Source organism: Kribbella jiaozuonensis (assembly GCF_005233875.1).
GTDB lineage: Bacteria > Actinomycetota > Actinomycetes > Propionibacteriales > Kribbellaceae > Kribbella > Kribbella jiaozuonensis.
This window is the reverse complement of record NZ_SZPZ01000006.1, coordinates 135801-151022: the sequence shown is the minus strand read 5'-3', so window position 1 is coordinate 151022 and position 15222 is coordinate 135801. Positions and strand designations below refer to the sequence as shown.

The following is a 15222-nucleotide window of genomic DNA, read 5'->3' as shown; positions in this document are numbered from 1 at the left end:
TGTACAGCCCACGCGACCAGTTATCGTGACGCGCGTGGCAACCGTCGTTCTCGGCCCGGAGATCCTGCCCGGCACCCGTGAGTACGCGTGGGTGACATTCGTCGTCGAGGCGGTCGAACGCCGTACCGGCCGGCCGTCGTCCTGGAACCGGCGGTTGTACGAGGACCGGACCGGCGTGCTCGCGGCCGCAGTACCGTCCGGACCGATGGTGGTCAACCGCGCGGTCATCCTCGACCCGGTCATGCGCGCGTACGACGCACCGGAGACGCTCAGCCGGCAAGGTCTACAGCGGGCCTGCCTCGGCGTCGCGGTGATCGTGCACGAGACCGACCACCACCAGGCCGAGCTGGGCGACGCGTCAGCGCCCGATGCGATTCAAGAGCTGAGTCCTGAGGACGAAGCACTGAGCGAGGGCCTCGCGGAGGTGAAGGCGACCCGCCTGACCGGTCTGATCATGCAGGACATCCAGATGGACCAGGCGATCCCCGGCTCTATCGGAGCCTTCAGCGGCTCGCTGTATCCGGGCTTCCAGGCAGGTGTCGACGGAGTGCTCACCGGTCTGCACAGAGTCACCGGTCTGCCACGCGAGGACGTCCTGTCGGCCGTCGAGCAAACACCTCGGCTGCAGCGCTACAACGCGATGGCCGACCTGGTCATCGCCACCCGCCTGGCCGGGCTGATGCCGCCTGCGCACATGCCGGAGGTCCGGCAGAGTCTCAGTCGGCCACTGCGTCACGAGCTCGCCGGGCTGCACAAGTACGAGTCGCCGCACCGCGACCCGTTGGCGCTCGACGGTCTGGGACGGGAGTTCTCCGCCCGCGCGATCCGCAATCTCGAGCGCACGCTCGACACGATCGAGCAGCAGTACCGGCAGTCGTCCGGCGGGCTGGAAACCGCACACCTGCGGCAGTTCCTGGACCACGGCACCCAGTCCGGCAGTGGTGGCGGGGCAGCCGCCGGTGGAGGCGCGGCGGCGTCCGGTACTGCGGCGGCGGCCCCTCCGGCGTGGCGCGCGGACAGGTTCCGCTCGGGCGGCGGAGCGGCTCGGTAGGCGACCCTCTGGCGAGGGATGATCAGCGCCGATGGACGCATATCGTGAGGCGCAGCGGCTGTACGCCGAAGCAATGTTGTCGACCGCCACGGGGCAGGAGCGAACCGCTGTACTGCAGCAGACACTGCAGCGGATCGGCGAGCTGGTACCGGCCGCGGCGCCGGGCGACAAAGCCGCCGTACTGCTGATGAACAGCTCCATCGCGGAGCTGATCGCCGGGGAGGCACGGTGAACGAGCTGCTGCAACGCGGTCCCGAGATCCCCGCGGGCACCTGGGAGTACGAGTGGTTCTCCTCGGTCGTGGCCAAGACCGCAGAGTTCGCCGGCCGCCTCTCCCACTGGAACGGCAAGCTGTACGAACAGCCCGGACAGGTGAGCGGGATCTACTACCCCGACGGCAGCATGACGATCAGCCGTGAGCACGTGCTCGATCCGGCTCGTCCCGCTTACACCCCCGGCCGCACACCGCCGTACGCGGAGCTGTCCGCTGCGGCCGGCGCGACGCGGATGGCCGTCTACCAGGCGCGGCTCTCGCTGTCGGGGTACGGCGCCGACAACGACACCGACGTCCTCGCGTTCGTCCCGCACGAGGACGTCGCCCTCGAGCGCGGCCTGGCAGATCGGTTCACCCAGCGGTACGGCGCTCGGATCGCCGACGAGCTGAGCGAGCATCCGCTGCCGATTTCCGGAAGCGGTCCTGCGTTCCCGGCGTTCACGACGGCTACGGACCGCCTGCTGGCCCCGTTGGCCGGCGCCACCGGGATGGGCGCCGGCGAGCTCCGCGATCTGATCGAGCGGACCGAGATCCCGGACCGCTTCGACGTGATCGCCGACCGGGTGATCGACCACCAGGTCGGCGACCTGGTCCCCGAGACGCACCGGGCCGGACTCCGCGAGCACCTCGCCGGACCGCTGCGTCGCGGGCTCGGCGGCCTCGCGATGACGGAGTACAGCGAACTCACGCATCCCGGGTCGAAGCAGACCTGGGGCGACAAGTCGGCCGAGCTGACCGACGTGGAGTTCAGCGTCAACCTCGACGACATCAAGGCCCACTACGAGTCGTGGAACGCCGACAACCCCGGCGTCGAGCCACCCGAGCTGCCGGACGCGCTGCGCGAGACGTTCCTCGACCGCCAGGAGCAGGTCGGTCAGATCTGGGCCGACGCAGGCTGGCCGGCACAGCAACCGGCCCCGGGTCGCGAGCCGGCAACCTATGAACGAGTCACGCCGGTCGCTCGCGAGCAGGAGATCGCTAGGCTGCGGCAGTTCCTCGGGTCACACACCGGTCCCAGCCAACGCCCCGATCCGGCGGTCGATGCGACCGGACGACCCGACAACGTGCGGCAGATCGGGTCGGCTCGTCGGCCGGAGCGTGGGATCGAGTAGTTACCAGTCCTTGAGGGCGTCCAGGTAGGTGCCGCCGGACGGGCGGACCGAGCCGGTCATGAAGAGTTTGAGCGGCGCCGAGAACAAGCCGTACGTGTGCGTGCCGGTGAAGAAGCCGGCCGACTGACAGCCGTCGTACTCGACCCAGATCTCGCGGATACCGGCCGCGGTGTCGAACCGGAGCACGATCGCCTCGGACGGCTTGGCGACCTGTGGCGCGCACTTGAACACCGGCAGCTTCACGTTCCGCTCCGGCAGCACCTTGATCTCGTTGACCACCTGCTGCGCAGTCGCGGCGTTGAACGACTCCTGCCCGAGCAGCCCGGTCCCACCCTCGGCAAAGCCGTACCGACAGGCACGCAGCCCGGTCACCGGCGTGTTCACGTCAAGCCCGGTGCCGGGCGGCAGCGCGTCCGGACCCGGAGCCTTCAGGATCGGATGGTCGACCGGACAACCGGCCACCGCCGACTCGTTGGACGGCGCCAAGCCTTGTGTCCTGTTCGGAGCCTCGGCCTTGCTGTCCCCGCTGGAATTACTGTTGCTGGAGGCAACCTGTGACGCGCCGCCACCGGCGAAGCTCCACACACCTCCGATCGCGGCAGCCACCAGTACGGCGCCTGCTGCGATCGACCACGTCTGGCGACGCCGGTGTACACGTCGACGCGCCTCCCGGGCCAGTCCGGTGTTCTGCGGGTGGGTCTGTCCGACGGCCTGGTTGTGCAGGGCGGACGTGATCTTGGGGCCGAGCTCCTGCTCAGGGTCGTGCTCAGGCATCCTCGGCTCCTTCCGTGCTCAGCGTGGTTTTCAGTGCGGCCAGTGCTCGATGGACATGCGACCGGGCGGTCGCCTCCGCACAATGCAGCAGTTGTCCGATCTCGGCGTACGACAGCTCCTCGTAGAACCGCAGTACGACGGCAGCTCGTTGTTTGTCCGGCAGCGTCGCGCACAGCGCCCAGATCGCCTCCGACTCGGCGCGGGCCGCCGTACCGTCGGGAACGGCTCGTGCAGTCCGCACCGGATCGGCAGCGGGCGCCTCACGGCGACGGAACTTCCGCCACCAGGAGATGTGCGCATTCACCACCATCCGCTTCACGTACGCCTCAGGATCGTCGGCCCGGCTCACCCGGCCCCAGCGCGCACACGCAGTCGTCAGGGCGTCCTGTACGGCGTCCTCGGCCAGGTTGGAGTCGCCGGTCAGGACATAGGCGAACCGCAGCAGGGCGTCCGCCTTCTCGCTGACCCATGCCTCGAAGTCGAGCGGCCCTGTCCGAGCCTCCGCTGCCACCAAGGCTGCCTCCATACCTCCAGGACGGCGCCGGTGGCGCGTTCGTTGCAGCAGGATCCCGAACCTGCCGCTGGACGGTCCGCAGCGTAACCCAATCGGTGCTTGACGCCAGCTGTTCATCGACCGTTGCGTCGTTAGTCTGGCGCGGTTGTTCCGCCGATGAGGAAGGGCCGCAGCATGCCGGACGGGTACGAGAGGATCGACGGCCGGGTCAGCCGGGCCGAGCCCCAGGCTTTCGACTGGGCGTACCAACTGACGCTCACGCTGGGGCACACGCGGTACGACACGTTCGACCTGTACGCGCGGTCGGACTGGAACGACAACCGGAACGCCGTACGGGCCGACGGCTCGATCGTGCTGGGCGCCCGGACCGCGTACTGGATCGGGGTTTCCGGCCATCGCATGTTCGACGCGCACTACGTCGGCCAGCACCAGCCGACGCGTGAGGAAGCAGAGAACGTCAGGCAGGCGCTGGACGATTTCGTCACCGTCTACCTCGAGAAGGTCGACCCGCCTCAGCCCGCGACGACACCTGCGTTGCGGGCGCTGGACTCCGGTCTCCGCGACACGGTCGTCATCCCGAAGGTCATCGAGGGCTCGCTGATCGATCGCGCCTTTCCGGAGATCCGCGATGTGCAGGGTCGGCAGCCGTACCTCCAGGCTGCGACCGGTGCGCTCACCCAGAGACTCGGCAGCCACCTCGGGATGCAGGCCGGCGAGCTCGAAGACATGCTGGTGCGGACTCCGCCCGGACAACGCTTCGAGGCACTCGCCGATGCCCTGGTCGAGCACGACCCGCTCCAGCGCCGACTGCCGGATGGCTCATCGCGTACCCCGCCGGCGGATCACGTGGCTCGGCTGAAGGCCAACCTCACGCAGGAACTCGACGACATCTTCGAGCAGTGTGGCGAGTCCAGTCGCCAGTTCGATCAGGGCGCCGAGCGGTTCGGCAGACGAGCAGCCACGTCGGTGCTCCAACACTGTGCCCAGGCAAGAGATGCGATCGACACCGATCAGGCTGGCTATCAACAGGTCGCGAGCCTCATGTCCGTCGTACAAGCCGACCTCGCGACCGGCCGGGCCTCGGTCAGCCAGGGGCGCGACAGTGAAGCGCAGGTGCTCCAGCTCAAGCTCAACACCGACTACTGGAACGGCAGGCTGCACACCTCGGGCCTGCCCGAAGGTGCGCTCGGGTACGCCGACTCCGATCGCTCGCTGAGCTTCGACCAGGAACAGGTGATCGACGTCCTGGCGAACGCCGACCCGGCCGAGCCGCCGTCGCCGGAGCTCAGGGCAGCGGTTGACGTCGTCGCAACCGAGGCCGCCCGTCTGTGCAACCCGGTCGCGCCCGGGACCAGGCCGAACGACCCAGCAGGACAGGCGATCGAGGACCAGCTCTGCCGCGACTTCGTCGGTCAAGAGCGGGACCGTCTCTACGGAGCTCTCGGCTTCGACGCGGATCAACCTGAGCCCGACACGACCGCCACGGCGCAGGTGGTGGCGACTCTCACCGAGGCCGCCGCACGTAGACAGGGCCTGGAGCCGCACGAGATCACGGCGAGGTTGCTCACGGCACCTTCCAACGAGCGCATCGAGCGAGCGGCCGCCCTGAGCCTCGGCGAACCCGGCATGGTCGTCGATCGCAGCCGTTGGGCGGAGGCCACCAAGACCTTGGCGGGCACCATCGAGGCCACCATCACCAAGGCCGCAGACGCCGACCGGAACGGCCAGACCAAGCTGCACGCGTGGAACCGGGCCACGGCCGGCGAACGGCTGAGTCATCAGCTCACCACAGCGATCGAGAAGGCCGGCCGACCTGTCAGACAAGCAGACATCTCCGGTGACGATGCACTGCGGAAGAGCATCGCCGCGGCGACCAGCGGCCAGCCACGTCCCGGCAGCGATCGGACCAACGGCTCGGACTCGACGGCAAGACGAGGTCACCAACCGGACAAGTCCAGCCAGCGGTTCACCGGGCGCTAGCTCAGCGGGTGGCGCGAAGGACTCGGAAGCCCTTCGCGCTACCGACCCGCTCGCACGGGTAGCCCTGCTCGGTCATCCAGCGCTGCAAGGAATCGCCGCCCAGGTTCTTGCCGACGACGAACCACGCCACGCCATCGGGTGCAAGCCGGGCCAGCCAGTGCAGCAGCATCTTGTGCAGCTCCGGTTTGCCGATATGAATCGCCGGGTTCGACCAGATCTCGTCGAACAACAGATCCTCGGGTACGTCGTCCGGCAGCGCCGCGTGCACCCGATCCGCAACCCCCGCGGCCACCGCGTTCACACCGGTCAGCTCGAGCGCCCGGTTGTTCACGTCAACCGCCCACACCGTCGCCTTCGGGGCCTCCAGCGCCAGGGCACACGCAATCGGCCCGTAGCCGCACCCCAGGTCGAGGAACGTCCCGGCCCGCTTCGGCGGCTCGGTCTCCCGCAACAACACCGCCGTACCGATGTCCAGACGGTCCCGGGAGAACACACCGGTCGCCGTCGTGAAGACATACGGCTTCCCCCAGATCCGCGCCTCGACGGTACGCCGTACGTCCGCCGACTGCGGGTCCGCGGAGAAGAAGTGGTCACCCACGCTGATGCACCTCTCCCCTGACCTGCCGGGCCTGCAACGCCCGCGCAGCCAGCTCGTCGTCCGCCGGGTATCGCACTTCCTCCAGCGTCAGCCCATGCGCCGGCAACACGGACACAGCCGAGTCCCGCACCTTCCCAGCCAGTACGACGCCCGGCCACTCCACGTCCCGCCGTCCGTCGCCCACCGGGATCATCGAACCGACGAGAGCCCGCACCATCGAGTGACAGAAGGCATCCGCGATCACAGTGCCCTCCAGTTGCCCGACACCCGTCCGCTGCCACGAGAAGTCCAGCAACGCCCGCACTGTGCTGGCTCCCTCCCGCTTCTTGCAGTACGCCGCGAAGTCGTGCTCCCCGAGCAGACCGGCCGCGGCCGCGTTCATCCGGTCCACGTCGAGCGGGCGACCCACTCGGAGTACATGTCCCCGGGTCAGCGGGTCCCAGCCGGCCGGGTCGTCGCACAGGCGGTACACGTACCGGCGGGCCAGAGCGGAGAACCTGGCGTCAAAGCCCTCTGGAGCCGCCGTGACGGCTGTGACAGCTACATCCTCGGGCAGGACGCCGTTCAGCCCTCTCAGGAGCCTCAGCGGGTCTACAGCGCCTTCCACGTCCACATGCGTGACCTGGCCGCGGGCGTGGACGCCCGTGTCGGTTCGGCCCGCACAGGTCACGGTCAGCGGGTCCGGCAGCCGCAGTACGACCCGGATGGACTCTTCCAGCGTGCCTTGCACGGTGCGGAGTCCCTCTTGACGCGCCCAGCCGTGGAAGCCGGTTCCGTCGTACCTGAGGTCTATCCGCCAACGCACACGGCAATCTAACGCAACAGGGCCCCCTCACCGTGCGGTGAGGGGGCTCTGAAGGAGTGCCTACTTGTCGTCGTCCTCGGTCTCGCCGGCCTTGGCGAAGCCCGCGGCCTCGGCGTCCGCCTCGGTCTTGAACCAGACCTCGGCGACCGTCTGGTCGTACCACGGCGACTCGGTGGTGTGGTACTTCATCGAGTTCTCGTTGCCCTTGATGGTGAAGCCCTCGGGCGCGGAGCCGTCCTCGAGCGGCGCGGCGGAGTTGTCGAACTTGCCCGCGACGACGTCCTGGACCTTCTCGTCCTCCTTCGGCTCTTCAGCCTTCGGAGCGGCCGCCTTCTTGGCCGGAGCCTTCTTGGCGGTCTTCTTCGCCTTCGGCGACTCGGCCAGTGCCTCGACCAGCTCGATCTTCACCATCGGGGCGTTGTCGCCCTTACGCGGACCGAGCTTGGTGATCCGGGTGTAGCCACCCGGACGGTCGGCGTACCGCTCGCCGATCTCGGTGAAGAGCACGTGCACGACGCTCTTGTCCTTGATCCGCTTCATCACCTGACGGCGCGAGTTCAGGTCACCACGCTTCGCCTTGGTGATCATCTGCTCCGCCAGCGGCTGCAGGCGCTTGGCCTTGGCCGCGGTGGTGGTGATCGCGCCGTGCTCGAACAGCGACGTCGCGAGGTTGCTGAGGATCAGCTTCTCGTGCGCCGGGCTGCCGCCCAGCCGTGCACCCTTGGTGGGGGTTGGCATCTCGTAACTCCAGGAATCTCAGGCCCGTCGGGCCGAAGGGTTAGGGCCCGACGGGCCTTTGGTCAGCTCAGTACTGCTCGGTCTCGGCGAAGCTCTCGTCCTCGTCGTCCGCCTCGTTGCCATAGGCACCGGAAGCGGCGCGCAGGTCGAACCCGGGCGGGGAGTCCTTCAGCGACAGGCCCATCTCGGCCAGCTTCAGCTTGACCTCGTCGATCGACTTGGAGCCGAAGTTCCGGATGTCCAGCAGGTCCTGCTCGCTGCGCGAGATCAGCTCACCCACGGTGTGGATGCCCTCGCGCTTCAGGCAGTTGTACGACCGGACGGTCAGCTGCAGGTCCTCGACCGGCAGGGCCAGGTCGGCGGCCATCTGCTCGTCCACCGGCGACGGGCCGATGTCGATGCCCTCGGCCTCGACGTTCAGCTCGCGGGCCAGACCGAACAGCTCGACCAGGGTCTTACCGGCCGACGCGACGGCGTCGCGGGGCAGCATCGACGGCTTGGTCTCGACGTCGACCACGAGGCGGTCGAAGTCGGTGCGCTGCTCGACACGGGTCGCCTCGACCTTGTAGGTGACCTTGAGCACCGGCGAGTAGATCGAGTCGACCGGCATCCGGCCGATCTCGGCGTCGGCGGACTTGTTCTGTACGGCGGACACGTAACCGCGGCCGCGCTCGACGACCAGCTCCATCTCGAGCCGGCCCTTCTCGTTCAGGGTGGCGATCTTCAGGTCCGGGTTGTGCACCTCGACACCGGCCGGCGGCGCGATGTCGGCGGCGGTCACGTCACCGGGGCCCTGCTTGCGCAGGTACATGGTGACCGGCTCGTCGTGCTCGGACGAGACGACCAGGTCCTTCAGGTTCAGGATCAGCTGGGTGGCGTCTTCCTTGACCCCGGCAACGGTCGAGAACTCGTGCAGGACACCGTCGATCTTGATGCTGGTGACGGCTGCACCCGGGATGGAGGACAGCAGGGTCCGGCGGATCGAGTTACCGAGGGTGTAACCGAAGCCCGGCTCCAGCGGCTCGATCACGAACCGCGAGCGGTACTCGTCGACGACCTCTTCGGTCAGGGTGGGGCGTTGTGCGATAAGCAACTTCGTGTTCCTTTTCTGTCGCGACGACCACTATTTGAGGTCGCGATGGTTCGAAGTCCGCGCCGTACCGGCCGGCAGCCCGAGGGCCACCGGCCGGTACGCGGTCAGTTCTTCGAGTAGAGCTCGACGATCAGGTGCTCGGCGACCTGGGTGTCGATCTGCTGCCGGGTCGGCAGCTGGTGGACGAGGATCCGCAGCCGCTCGGGCATCACCTCGAGCCACGCGGGGACGACGCGCTCGGCGTGCGTCTCGCGGGCGATGATGAACGGCGTCGTCTCGACCGACTTCTGCTTGACATCGATGATGTCGTGCGCAGCCACCCGGTACGACGGGATGTTCACCTTGACGCCGTTCACGGTGAAATGACCGTGGACGACGAGCTGACGGGCCTGCCGACGCGTCCGGGCCAGGCCGGAGCGGTAGACCACGTTGTCCAGGCGGGACTCGAGGATCTGCAGCAGGTTGTCACCGGTCTTGCCGGAGCGCCGCGAGGCCTCCTCGTAGTACCGGCGGAACTGCTTCTCGAGAACGCCGTACGAGTAACGCGCCTTCTGCTTCTCGCGCAGCTGGAGCAGGTACTCGCTCTCCTTCGGGCGGCCGCGGCCGTGCATACCCGGCGGGTACGGACGACGCTCGAACGCCTTGTCGCCACCGACGAGGTCGACCCCGAGACGGCGCGACTTCTTGGTCATAGGTCCGGTGTAACGGGCCATGGTTCGCTACCTTCCTCTCTCTGGGGTCAGACCCGGCGCCGCTTGGGCGGGCGGCATCCGTTGTGGGCGACTGGGGTGACGTCCTGGATGGTGCCGACCTCGAGGCCGACCGCACCCAGTGAACGGATCGCGGTCTCACGGCCGGAGCCGGGACCCTTCACGAACACGTCGATCTTGCGCATGCCGTGCTCCATCGCGCGGCGCCCGGCGGCCTCGGCGGCCATCTGGGCGGCGAACGGGGTCGACTTGCGCGAACCCTTGAAGCCGACGGTCCCCGCGGAAGCCCACGAGATGACCGCGCCGGTCGGGTCGGTGATCGTCACGATCGTGTTGTTGAACGTGCTCTTGATGTGCGCGTGGCCGGCGGCCACGTTCTTCTTCTCCTTGCGGCGCACCTTCTTCGCGCCGGCCGCGCTGCGGCTCTTGGGAGGCATAGGTCAGTTGCTCCTGGGCTGGTCGACGGAATCGTATGCAGGCATCCGGATCACTTCTTCTTCTTGCCGGCGATCGCCTTACGGCGACCCTTGCGGCTGCGGGCGTTGGTCCGCGTGCGCTGACCACGCACCGGCAGGCCGCTGCGGTGCCGGCGACCCTGGTACGACCCGATCTCGATCTTGCGGCGGATGTCCGCGGTCACCTCGCGACGGAGGTCACCTTCGATCTTGTAGTTGCCTTCGATCCAGTCCCGGAGCTTCACCAGCTCGTCGTCGCCCAGTTCGTGGACGCGCTTGTCACCGGAGATACCGGTGGCTTCGAGCGTCTTCAGGGCGCGAGTACGACCTACACCGAAGATGTAGGTGAGAGCGACCTCGATGCGCTTGTCGCGCGGCAGGTCGACCCCTACGAGGCGTGCCATGTGGCGGTGTTCCTTTCGTCGGCAGAGGTGTGGTGGCGCGCCGCGTCCCCGCCCGCCTCGGTGAGAAGTTGTTTTTCACCGGCAGGGCCCCGGCCTCTGTTCCGGGGGCAACATCCGGGAAGTTTCTCCCGGATGAGCGTGCGCGCTGTGGTGCGAAAGTGCCTGTGTACTGCGTCGAGCTTTGTCAGCCCTGCCGCTGCTTGTGCCGCGGGTTCTCGCAGATCACCATGACCCGGCCGTGACGGCGGATCACCTTGCACTTGTCGCAGATCTTCTTGACGCTCGGATTGACCTTCATCGAGCTACTTTCTTCGACAGGTGTTGGTGGTTGTTACTTGTACCGATAGACGATCCGACCCCTGGTGAGGTCGTACGGCGACAGCTCCACGACGACCCGGTCCTCGGGGAGGATCCGGATGTAGTGCTGCCTCATCTTGCCGCTGATGTGCGCGAGCACTTTGTGCCCGTTGGACAGCTCAACACGGAACATCGCGTTCGGCAGGGCCTCGACGATGGTGCCCTCGAGTTCGATTACTCCCTCTTTTTTGGGCATGTCCTCGCACTTCTGTAGACGTGACTGGCTATGGCTACAAAGAGCCAAGGAAAAAGTGTACGCCACGCACCCATGCGAAACCCAATCGAGCCCTCCGGTCAGGTATTGGTGGCCGCCCACTGCTCGCCCGCGCGCCACACCTGTTCGGGCATCAGATCCAGAAGATCACAGGCTGCATCCATCTGTGCGAGCGCAGTGACGGAATCGCGGTACGCCGGAAGGATCGCCACGAACCGTCGCCCTTCACAGCTGAACCCGAACGGCGGCACGTCGGCCAGCGCCTCGACCGCCCGCGGGTGCAGAACCGCCATCGCGTGGTCCTCGCGGCCGTTGAACAAGCGGTACTGCGCCGTGAGGCCCTCGAGCGTGAGCGGTAGGGGCAGCAGACTGGCGGCCGCGACCGGCGAAAGGCCGGCGGGCAGCACCTGCATCGGCGGCAGGGGGCGATCCACCTGTAGGTCGAGGAAGTCGAACCCGAGCTCACGCCGCCGTACCTTGTGCCGGAACCGCCCGGTCCAGAACTCCCGGCCCCGATGCCGCCCCGTGGTCACATCCACGACCGCGGCACCCGGATCGGCGTCGAACGGTGGGAACGGCCAACGATCCCGTAGCTCCGCGTCCGACGCGCTGATCCGCCAGCCGAGCTGGTGCGCCGCGTCGGCCCACGACTGCTTGCGGCGGCCGTCACCGATCCGCAGCGCCAGCGTGAACCCGATCAGCACCAGGAACCAGGCCAGCACGAACCAGCCCACCCAGCGCGGCTCCAGCAGCAGCCCGACGAGCGCCAGCGGTACGGCGATCGCGAACCAGATCACGTAGACGACCGCAGACCCCTGATGCAGCTGCCACGCCCAATCCGGCCGGAGCCATGGGGCGGCGAGGCGGCGGCTGACCGGGGCGGCCGTCAACGGCGCCTGCCGAGGCCGCCGAGGGCGATGATCGCCCAGGGGATCAGCAGCCAGACCGGCCAGAAGGACGGCCAGTGCCCGCCGTTGCCGAGCCCGATCACGAACCAGATCACGACGTTGATCGCCACCACGCCGGTGAAACCGCCGCCCAGCGCGCCGAGCCCGTGGCGGTGCGGATGGTTGTCCTTCTTCCGCTCCGGGAAGTCACCGGGTGCAGGCGCCGGTTTGGTGTCCTGCACGACCTCGGGCGTCTTGTACGTGCTCACCGGCGGCAGGTCCCGCACGAGCGGCTCGAGCTCGCCGTACGTCTGGACGGTGTAGAGCTGGTCGAGGCGGGAGGAGAACTCGGGCTGATCCAGCCGGCCGTCCGCGAACGCGTCCCGCAGCCGTCCGGCGATCTTGTCGCGGTCGGCTTCGGTGAAACGCTGGTACGGCTGGTACTGGGGCATGTCTCAAGTGTGCCTCAGCTACGGGGCGCTCCGCGTCCCCCGACGGGTGGACCCCCGGAGTCCGTCAATCAGCCAGCGCGCCGAACGTGATCCCGAGCTCGGCCAGCTTGGCCTCGCCGCCGTCGATCGCGGTCAGCACCCACGGCCCTTGCGGAGTGAGAGTGAACGTGTGCTCGGTGTGCGCGGCCGACCGGCCGTCGTCGGTGACGACCGTCCAGTCGTCCTCGAGCGTGTGGTTGTCCTGCTTGCCGAGCGTGAGCATCGGCTCGACGGCGAGCGCCATCCCCTCGACCAGCTTCGGGCCGCGACCGGGGCGGCCGAAGTTCGGCACGTTCGGCGGCTGGTGCATGGCCGAGCCGATCCCGTGCCCGACGAAGTCCTCGACGATCCCGTACGACGAATTGGCGCGGACGTGCGCCTCGATCGCCGCCGAGATATCGGTCAACCGGCCGCCGAGCCGGGCCGCGGCGAACCCGCGCCACATCGACTCCTCGCAGATCCGGCCGAGCTCGAGCAGCTCGTCCGCGACCTGGCCGACCGGAACGGTGATCGCGGCGTCGCCGTGCCAGCCGTCGACGATCGCGCCGCAGTCGATCGAGATCAGATCGCCGTCGGCCAGCACCCGGCCGCCCGGGATGCCGTGCACGATCTCGTCGTTCACCGAGGCGCAGATCGAGCCGGTGAAGCCGTGGTACCCCTTGAACGACGGGGTCGCGCCGGAGGACCGGATGTTGTCCTCGGCGATCGCGTCGAGGTCACCCGTGGTGATACCGGCCTTGACCTCCCCGCGGAGCAGCTCCAGCGTCCGGCCGACCACCAGGCCGGCCTTCCGCATGGCGAGGATCTGTTCGCGGGTCTTGATCTCGATCCCGCGGTCCCTGAACATCATGGCTCTATTCGGTCACCGTCTTGAGCGCGGCGAGCACCCGCTCGCTCACTTCGTCGATCTCGCCGACACCGTCCACCTCGACCAGCAGGCCGCGCTCGGCGTACACCTGCAGCAGCGGCTTGGTCTCGGCGGCGTAGACGTCCTGCCGGTGCCGGACGACCTCTTCGGAATCGTCCGTCCGGCCTTCGATGTGCGCCCGCTTGGTCATCCGCTCGACCAGTACGTCGATATCGGCGACCAGCGCGACCACGGCGTCCAGCTTGTGGCCGTGGTCGGCCAGGATCTCGTCCAGCGTGCTCACCTGGGCCAGCGTCCGCGGGTACCCGTCGAGCAGGAAGCCTTCGCCGGCGTCGGCCTCGGACAGCCGGTCACGGACCATCGCGTTCGTGATCTCGTCCGGGACGTAGTCGCCGCCATCCATGTACCGCTTGGCCTCGATGCCCAGCGGTGTCTCGTCCTTCACGTTCGCACGGAAGATGTCGCCGGTGGACACGGCCGGGATATTCAGGCGGTCCGCAAGCACCTTTGCCTGCGTGCCCTTGCCCGCCCCGGGCGGACCCATCAGCAACATTCTCATCAGCGCAGGAACCCTTCGTAGTTTCGCTGCTGCAGCTGAGACTCGATCTGCTTCACCGTGTCGAGTCCGACGCCGACCATGATCAGGATCGACGTACCTCCGAACGGGAAGTTCTGGCTCGCGTTCAGCAGGACGAGAGCGACCAGCGGGATCATCGAGATCGCCGCGAGGTAGATCGCGCCCGGCAGCGTGATGCGGTCCAACACGTACTTGAGGTATTCCTCGGTCGGCCGACCCGCCCGGATCCCCGGAATGAAGCCGCCGTACTTCTTCATGTTGTCCGCGACCTCCTTCGGGTTGAAGGTGATCGAGACGTAGAAGTACGTGAAGAAGATGATCAGGGCGACGTACGTCACCATGTAGATCGGGTGGTCGCCCTTGACCAAGTTGCCCTGGATCCAGTTCGACCAGCCCTTACCTTGCTGGAACTGACTGACCAGGACCGGTAGATACAGCAGGCTGGACGCGAAGATCACCGGGATGACACCGGCCTGGTTGACCTTCAGCGGGATGTACGTCGACGTACCGCCGAACATCTTCCGTCCGACCATCCGCTTGGCGTACTGCACCGGGATCCGGCGCTGGGCCTGCTCGATGAAGATGACCGCGGCCATGATGACCAACCCGATGGCGATCACCACGACGAACGTGGCGATGCCCTTCTGCTTGCGGATGCTCCACAGCTGGGTCGGGAAGGTGGCGACGATCTGGGTGAAGATCAGGATCGACATGCCGTTGCCGACGCCGCGGTCGGTGATCAGCTCACCGAGCCACATGATCACGCCGGTGCCGGCGGTCATGGTCAGCACCATCACGCTGACGGTGAACCAGTCGTCCTTGTACAGCAGCGGCTCGGTGCAGCCCTGGAACAGCCGGCCCGGCGTCCGGGCGAGCGCCACGAACGCGGTCGACTGCAGGATCGCCAGACCGACGGTCAGGAACCGGGTGTACTGCGTGATCTTGGCCTGTCCCGCCTGGCCCTCCTTCTTCAGCGACTCCAGCCGCGGGATCACCACGGTGAGCAGCTGCAGAATGATGCTGGCGGTGATGTACGGCATGATGCCGAGCGCGAAGATCGCGAGCTGCAGCAGCGCTCCGCCGGAGAACAGGTTGATCAAGTTGTACAGGTTGGCGTTCTGGCCACCCTGGGAGATCTTGATACACGTGTGCAGAGACTGAACGTTGACGCCCGGTGCCGGCACGACGGAGCCGATCCGGAAGATCACGACGATGAAGAGCACGAACAAGATCTTCCGGCGCAGGTCCGGAGTCTTGAACGCGTTGGCAAAGGCGCCTAACACCCTGTCCTCCCACAAGTTTCCCTTGCCGCGGGCACGG

General features: G+C 67.5%; 19 protein-coding genes and 1 pseudogene. 4 read left to right on the top strand and 16 right to left on the bottom strand.

Annotated features, from left to right (window positions below; translation table 11 throughout):
• The first annotated feature begins 34 nt into the window (after positions 1-34).
• The 3 genes from FDA38_RS36060 to FDA38_RS42480 are packed head-to-tail and all read left to right on the top strand — an operon-like array spanning position 35 to position 2437.
• Positions 35-1051: a hypothetical protein gene (locus FDA38_RS36060; protein ID WP_137258669.1), complete on the top strand. Its 1017-nt coding sequence runs from the start codon at positions 35-37 to the stop codon at positions 1049-1051.
• 31 nt (positions 1052-1082) lie between these two features.
• Positions 1083-1283: a hypothetical protein gene (locus tag FDA38_RS36055; RefSeq protein WP_137258668.1), complete on the top strand. Its 201-nt coding sequence runs from the start codon at positions 1083-1085 to the stop codon at positions 1281-1283.
• Positions 1280-2437 carry an HAD family hydrolase gene (locus tag FDA38_RS42480; RefSeq protein ID WP_170989988.1) on the top strand — a complete coding sequence of 386 codons (1158 nt, stop codon included), beginning with the start codon at positions 1280-1282 and terminating at the stop codon, positions 2435-2437. The genes FDA38_RS36055 and FDA38_RS42480 overlap by 4 nt, the downstream gene beginning before the upstream one ends.
• On the opposite strand, the gene FDA38_RS36045 is transcribed toward FDA38_RS42480, so the two are convergent.
• Entirely contained in the window at positions 2438-3211 is a 774-nt protein-coding gene (locus tag FDA38_RS36045) for a hypothetical protein (protein WP_137258667.1), read from the bottom strand.
• Positions 3204-3722, bottom strand: a complete 519-nt coding sequence (locus FDA38_RS36040) for a SigE family RNA polymerase sigma factor (RefSeq protein WP_233715131.1) — start codon at positions 3720-3722, stop codon at positions 3204-3206. Before FDA38_RS36040 ends, FDA38_RS36045 begins: the two co-directional genes overlap by 8 nt.
• Positions 3723-3881: 159 nt before the next feature.
• Between FDA38_RS36040 and FDA38_RS36035 the strand changes: the two genes are divergently transcribed.
• Complete coding sequence (locus tag FDA38_RS36035; RefSeq protein WP_137258665.1) at positions 3882-5705, top strand: hypothetical protein; 1824 nt, start codon at positions 3882-3884, stop codon at positions 5703-5705.
• Between the two features lies 1 nt (position 5706).
• Here the strand turns inward: FDA38_RS36035 and FDA38_RS36030 are convergent, their stop codons facing one another.
• The 14 genes and pseudogenes from FDA38_RS36030 to secY form a co-directional block, all read right to left on the bottom strand.
• Positions 5707-6303 carry a class I SAM-dependent methyltransferase gene (locus tag FDA38_RS36030; protein ID WP_137258664.1) on the bottom strand — a complete coding sequence of 199 codons (597 nt, stop codon included), beginning with the start codon at positions 6301-6303 and terminating at the stop codon, positions 5707-5709.
• Complete coding sequence (gene truA, locus FDA38_RS36025) at positions 6296-7108, bottom strand: tRNA pseudouridine(38-40) synthase TruA (protein ID WP_137258663.1); 813 nt, start codon at positions 7106-7108, stop codon at positions 6296-6298. The genes FDA38_RS36030 and truA overlap by 8 nt, the downstream gene beginning before the upstream one ends.
• 60 nt (positions 7109-7168) lie before the next feature.
• Positions 7169-7846 carry a 50S ribosomal protein L17, sunset domain variant gene (rplQ, locus tag FDA38_RS36020; protein WP_137258662.1) on the bottom strand — a complete coding sequence of 226 codons (678 nt, stop codon included), beginning with the start codon at positions 7844-7846 and terminating at the stop codon, positions 7169-7171.
• Positions 7847-7913: 67 nt separating this feature from the next.
• A pseudogene (locus FDA38_RS36015) lies at positions 7914-8942 on the bottom strand (DNA-directed RNA polymerase subunit alpha); the annotation flags it as partial.
• 101 nt (positions 8943-9043) lie between these two features.
• Positions 9044-9652 (bottom strand): 30S ribosomal protein S4, encoded by a 609-nt coding sequence (rpsD, locus tag FDA38_RS36010; protein ID WP_137258661.1) that lies wholly within the window; start codon positions 9650-9652, stop codon positions 9044-9046.
• A 26-nt stretch (positions 9653-9678) separates the two neighbouring features.
• Positions 9679-10086 carry a 30S ribosomal protein S11 gene (gene rpsK, locus FDA38_RS36005; RefSeq protein WP_130384622.1) on the bottom strand — a complete coding sequence of 136 codons (408 nt, stop codon included), beginning with the start codon at positions 10084-10086 and terminating at the stop codon, positions 9679-9681.
• Between the two features lie 50 nt (positions 10087-10136).
• Complete coding sequence (gene rpsM / locus FDA38_RS36000; RefSeq protein ID WP_130441462.1) at positions 10137-10508, bottom strand: 30S ribosomal protein S13; 372 nt, start codon at positions 10506-10508, stop codon at positions 10137-10139.
• 184 nt (positions 10509-10692) lie between these two features.
• Positions 10693-10806, bottom strand: coding sequence for a 50S ribosomal protein L36 (gene rpmJ / locus FDA38_RS35995; protein ID WP_008361054.1), 114 nt, complete (start codon positions 10804-10806; stop codon positions 10693-10695).
• A gap of 33 nt (positions 10807-10839) precedes the next feature.
• A complete protein-coding gene (gene infA, locus FDA38_RS35990; protein WP_012923661.1) occupies positions 10840-11061 on the bottom strand; it encodes a translation initiation factor IF-1 in 222 nt (73 codons plus the stop codon).
• A gap of 98 nt (positions 11062-11159) precedes the next feature.
• Positions 11160-11969, bottom strand: a complete 810-nt coding sequence (locus tag FDA38_RS35985; protein ID WP_137258660.1) for a type III secretion system chaperone family protein — start codon at positions 11967-11969, stop codon at positions 11160-11162.
• Positions 11966-12418 (bottom strand): DUF1707 SHOCT-like domain-containing protein, encoded by a 453-nt coding sequence (locus tag FDA38_RS35980; RefSeq protein WP_137258659.1) that lies wholly within the window; start codon positions 12416-12418, stop codon positions 11966-11968. The genes FDA38_RS35985 and FDA38_RS35980 overlap by 4 nt, the downstream gene beginning before the upstream one ends.
• Before the next feature lie 64 nt (positions 12419-12482).
• Entirely contained in the window at positions 12483-13307 is an 825-nt protein-coding gene (gene map, locus FDA38_RS35975) for a type I methionyl aminopeptidase (protein WP_137258658.1), read from the bottom strand.
• Between the two features lie 4 nt (positions 13308-13311).
• The gene (locus FDA38_RS35970) at positions 13312-13884 is read right to left on the bottom strand and encodes an adenylate kinase (protein ID WP_170989987.1); all 573 of its coding nucleotides are present in this window, start codon (positions 13882-13884) and stop codon (positions 13312-13314) included.
• A complete protein-coding gene (gene secY, locus FDA38_RS35965) occupies positions 13884-15185 on the bottom strand; it encodes a preprotein translocase subunit SecY (RefSeq protein ID WP_137258657.1) in 1302 nt (433 codons plus the stop codon). Before secY ends, FDA38_RS35970 begins: the two co-directional genes overlap by 1 nt.
• Between the last annotated feature and the right edge of the window lie 37 nt (positions 15186-15222).

Bases quoted from the DNA above. Each gene is read 5' to 3' on its own strand.
- rpsM (WP_130441462.1), bottom strand. From the start codon at position 10,508: ATGGCACGCCTCGTAGGGGTCGACCTGCCGCGCGACAAGCGCATCGAG.
- infA (WP_012923661.1), bottom strand. From the start codon at position 11,061: ATGCCCAAAAAAGAGGGAGTAATCGAACTCGAGGGCACCATCGTCGAG.
- FDA38_RS35980 (WP_137258659.1), bottom strand. From the start codon at position 12,418: ATGCCCCAGTACCAGCCGTACCAGCGTTTCACCGAAGCCGACCGCGAC.
- map (WP_137258658.1), bottom strand. From the start codon at position 13,307: ATGATGTTCAGGGACCGCGGGATCGAGATCAAGACCCGCGAACAGATC.
- FDA38_RS36045 (WP_137258667.1), bottom strand. From the start codon at position 3,211: ATGCCTGAGCACGACCCTGAGCAGGAGCTCGGCCCCAAGATCACGTCC.
- rpsK (WP_130384622.1), bottom strand. From the start codon at position 10,086: ATGCCTCCCAAGAGCCGCAGCGCGGCCGGCGCGAAGAAGGTGCGCCGC.
- FDA38_RS36035 (WP_137258665.1), top strand. From the start codon at position 3,882: ATGAGGAAGGGCCGCAGCATGCCGGACGGGTACGAGAGGATCGACGGC.
- rpsD (WP_137258661.1), bottom strand. From the start codon at position 9,652: ATGGCCCGTTACACCGGACCTATGACCAAGAAGTCGCGCCGTCTCGGG.
- rpmJ (WP_008361054.1), bottom strand. From the start codon at position 10,806: ATGAAGGTCAATCCGAGCGTCAAGAAGATCTGCGACAAGTGCAAGGTG.
- FDA38_RS35970 (WP_170989987.1), bottom strand. From the start codon at position 13,884: ATGAGAATGTTGCTGATGGGTCCGCCCGGGGCGGGCAAGGGCACGCAG.
- rplQ (WP_137258662.1), bottom strand. From the start codon at position 7,846: ATGCCAACCCCCACCAAGGGTGCACGGCTGGGCGGCAGCCCGGCGCAC.
- FDA38_RS36055 (WP_137258668.1), top strand. From the start codon at position 1,083: ATGGACGCATATCGTGAGGCGCAGCGGCTGTACGCCGAAGCAATGTTG.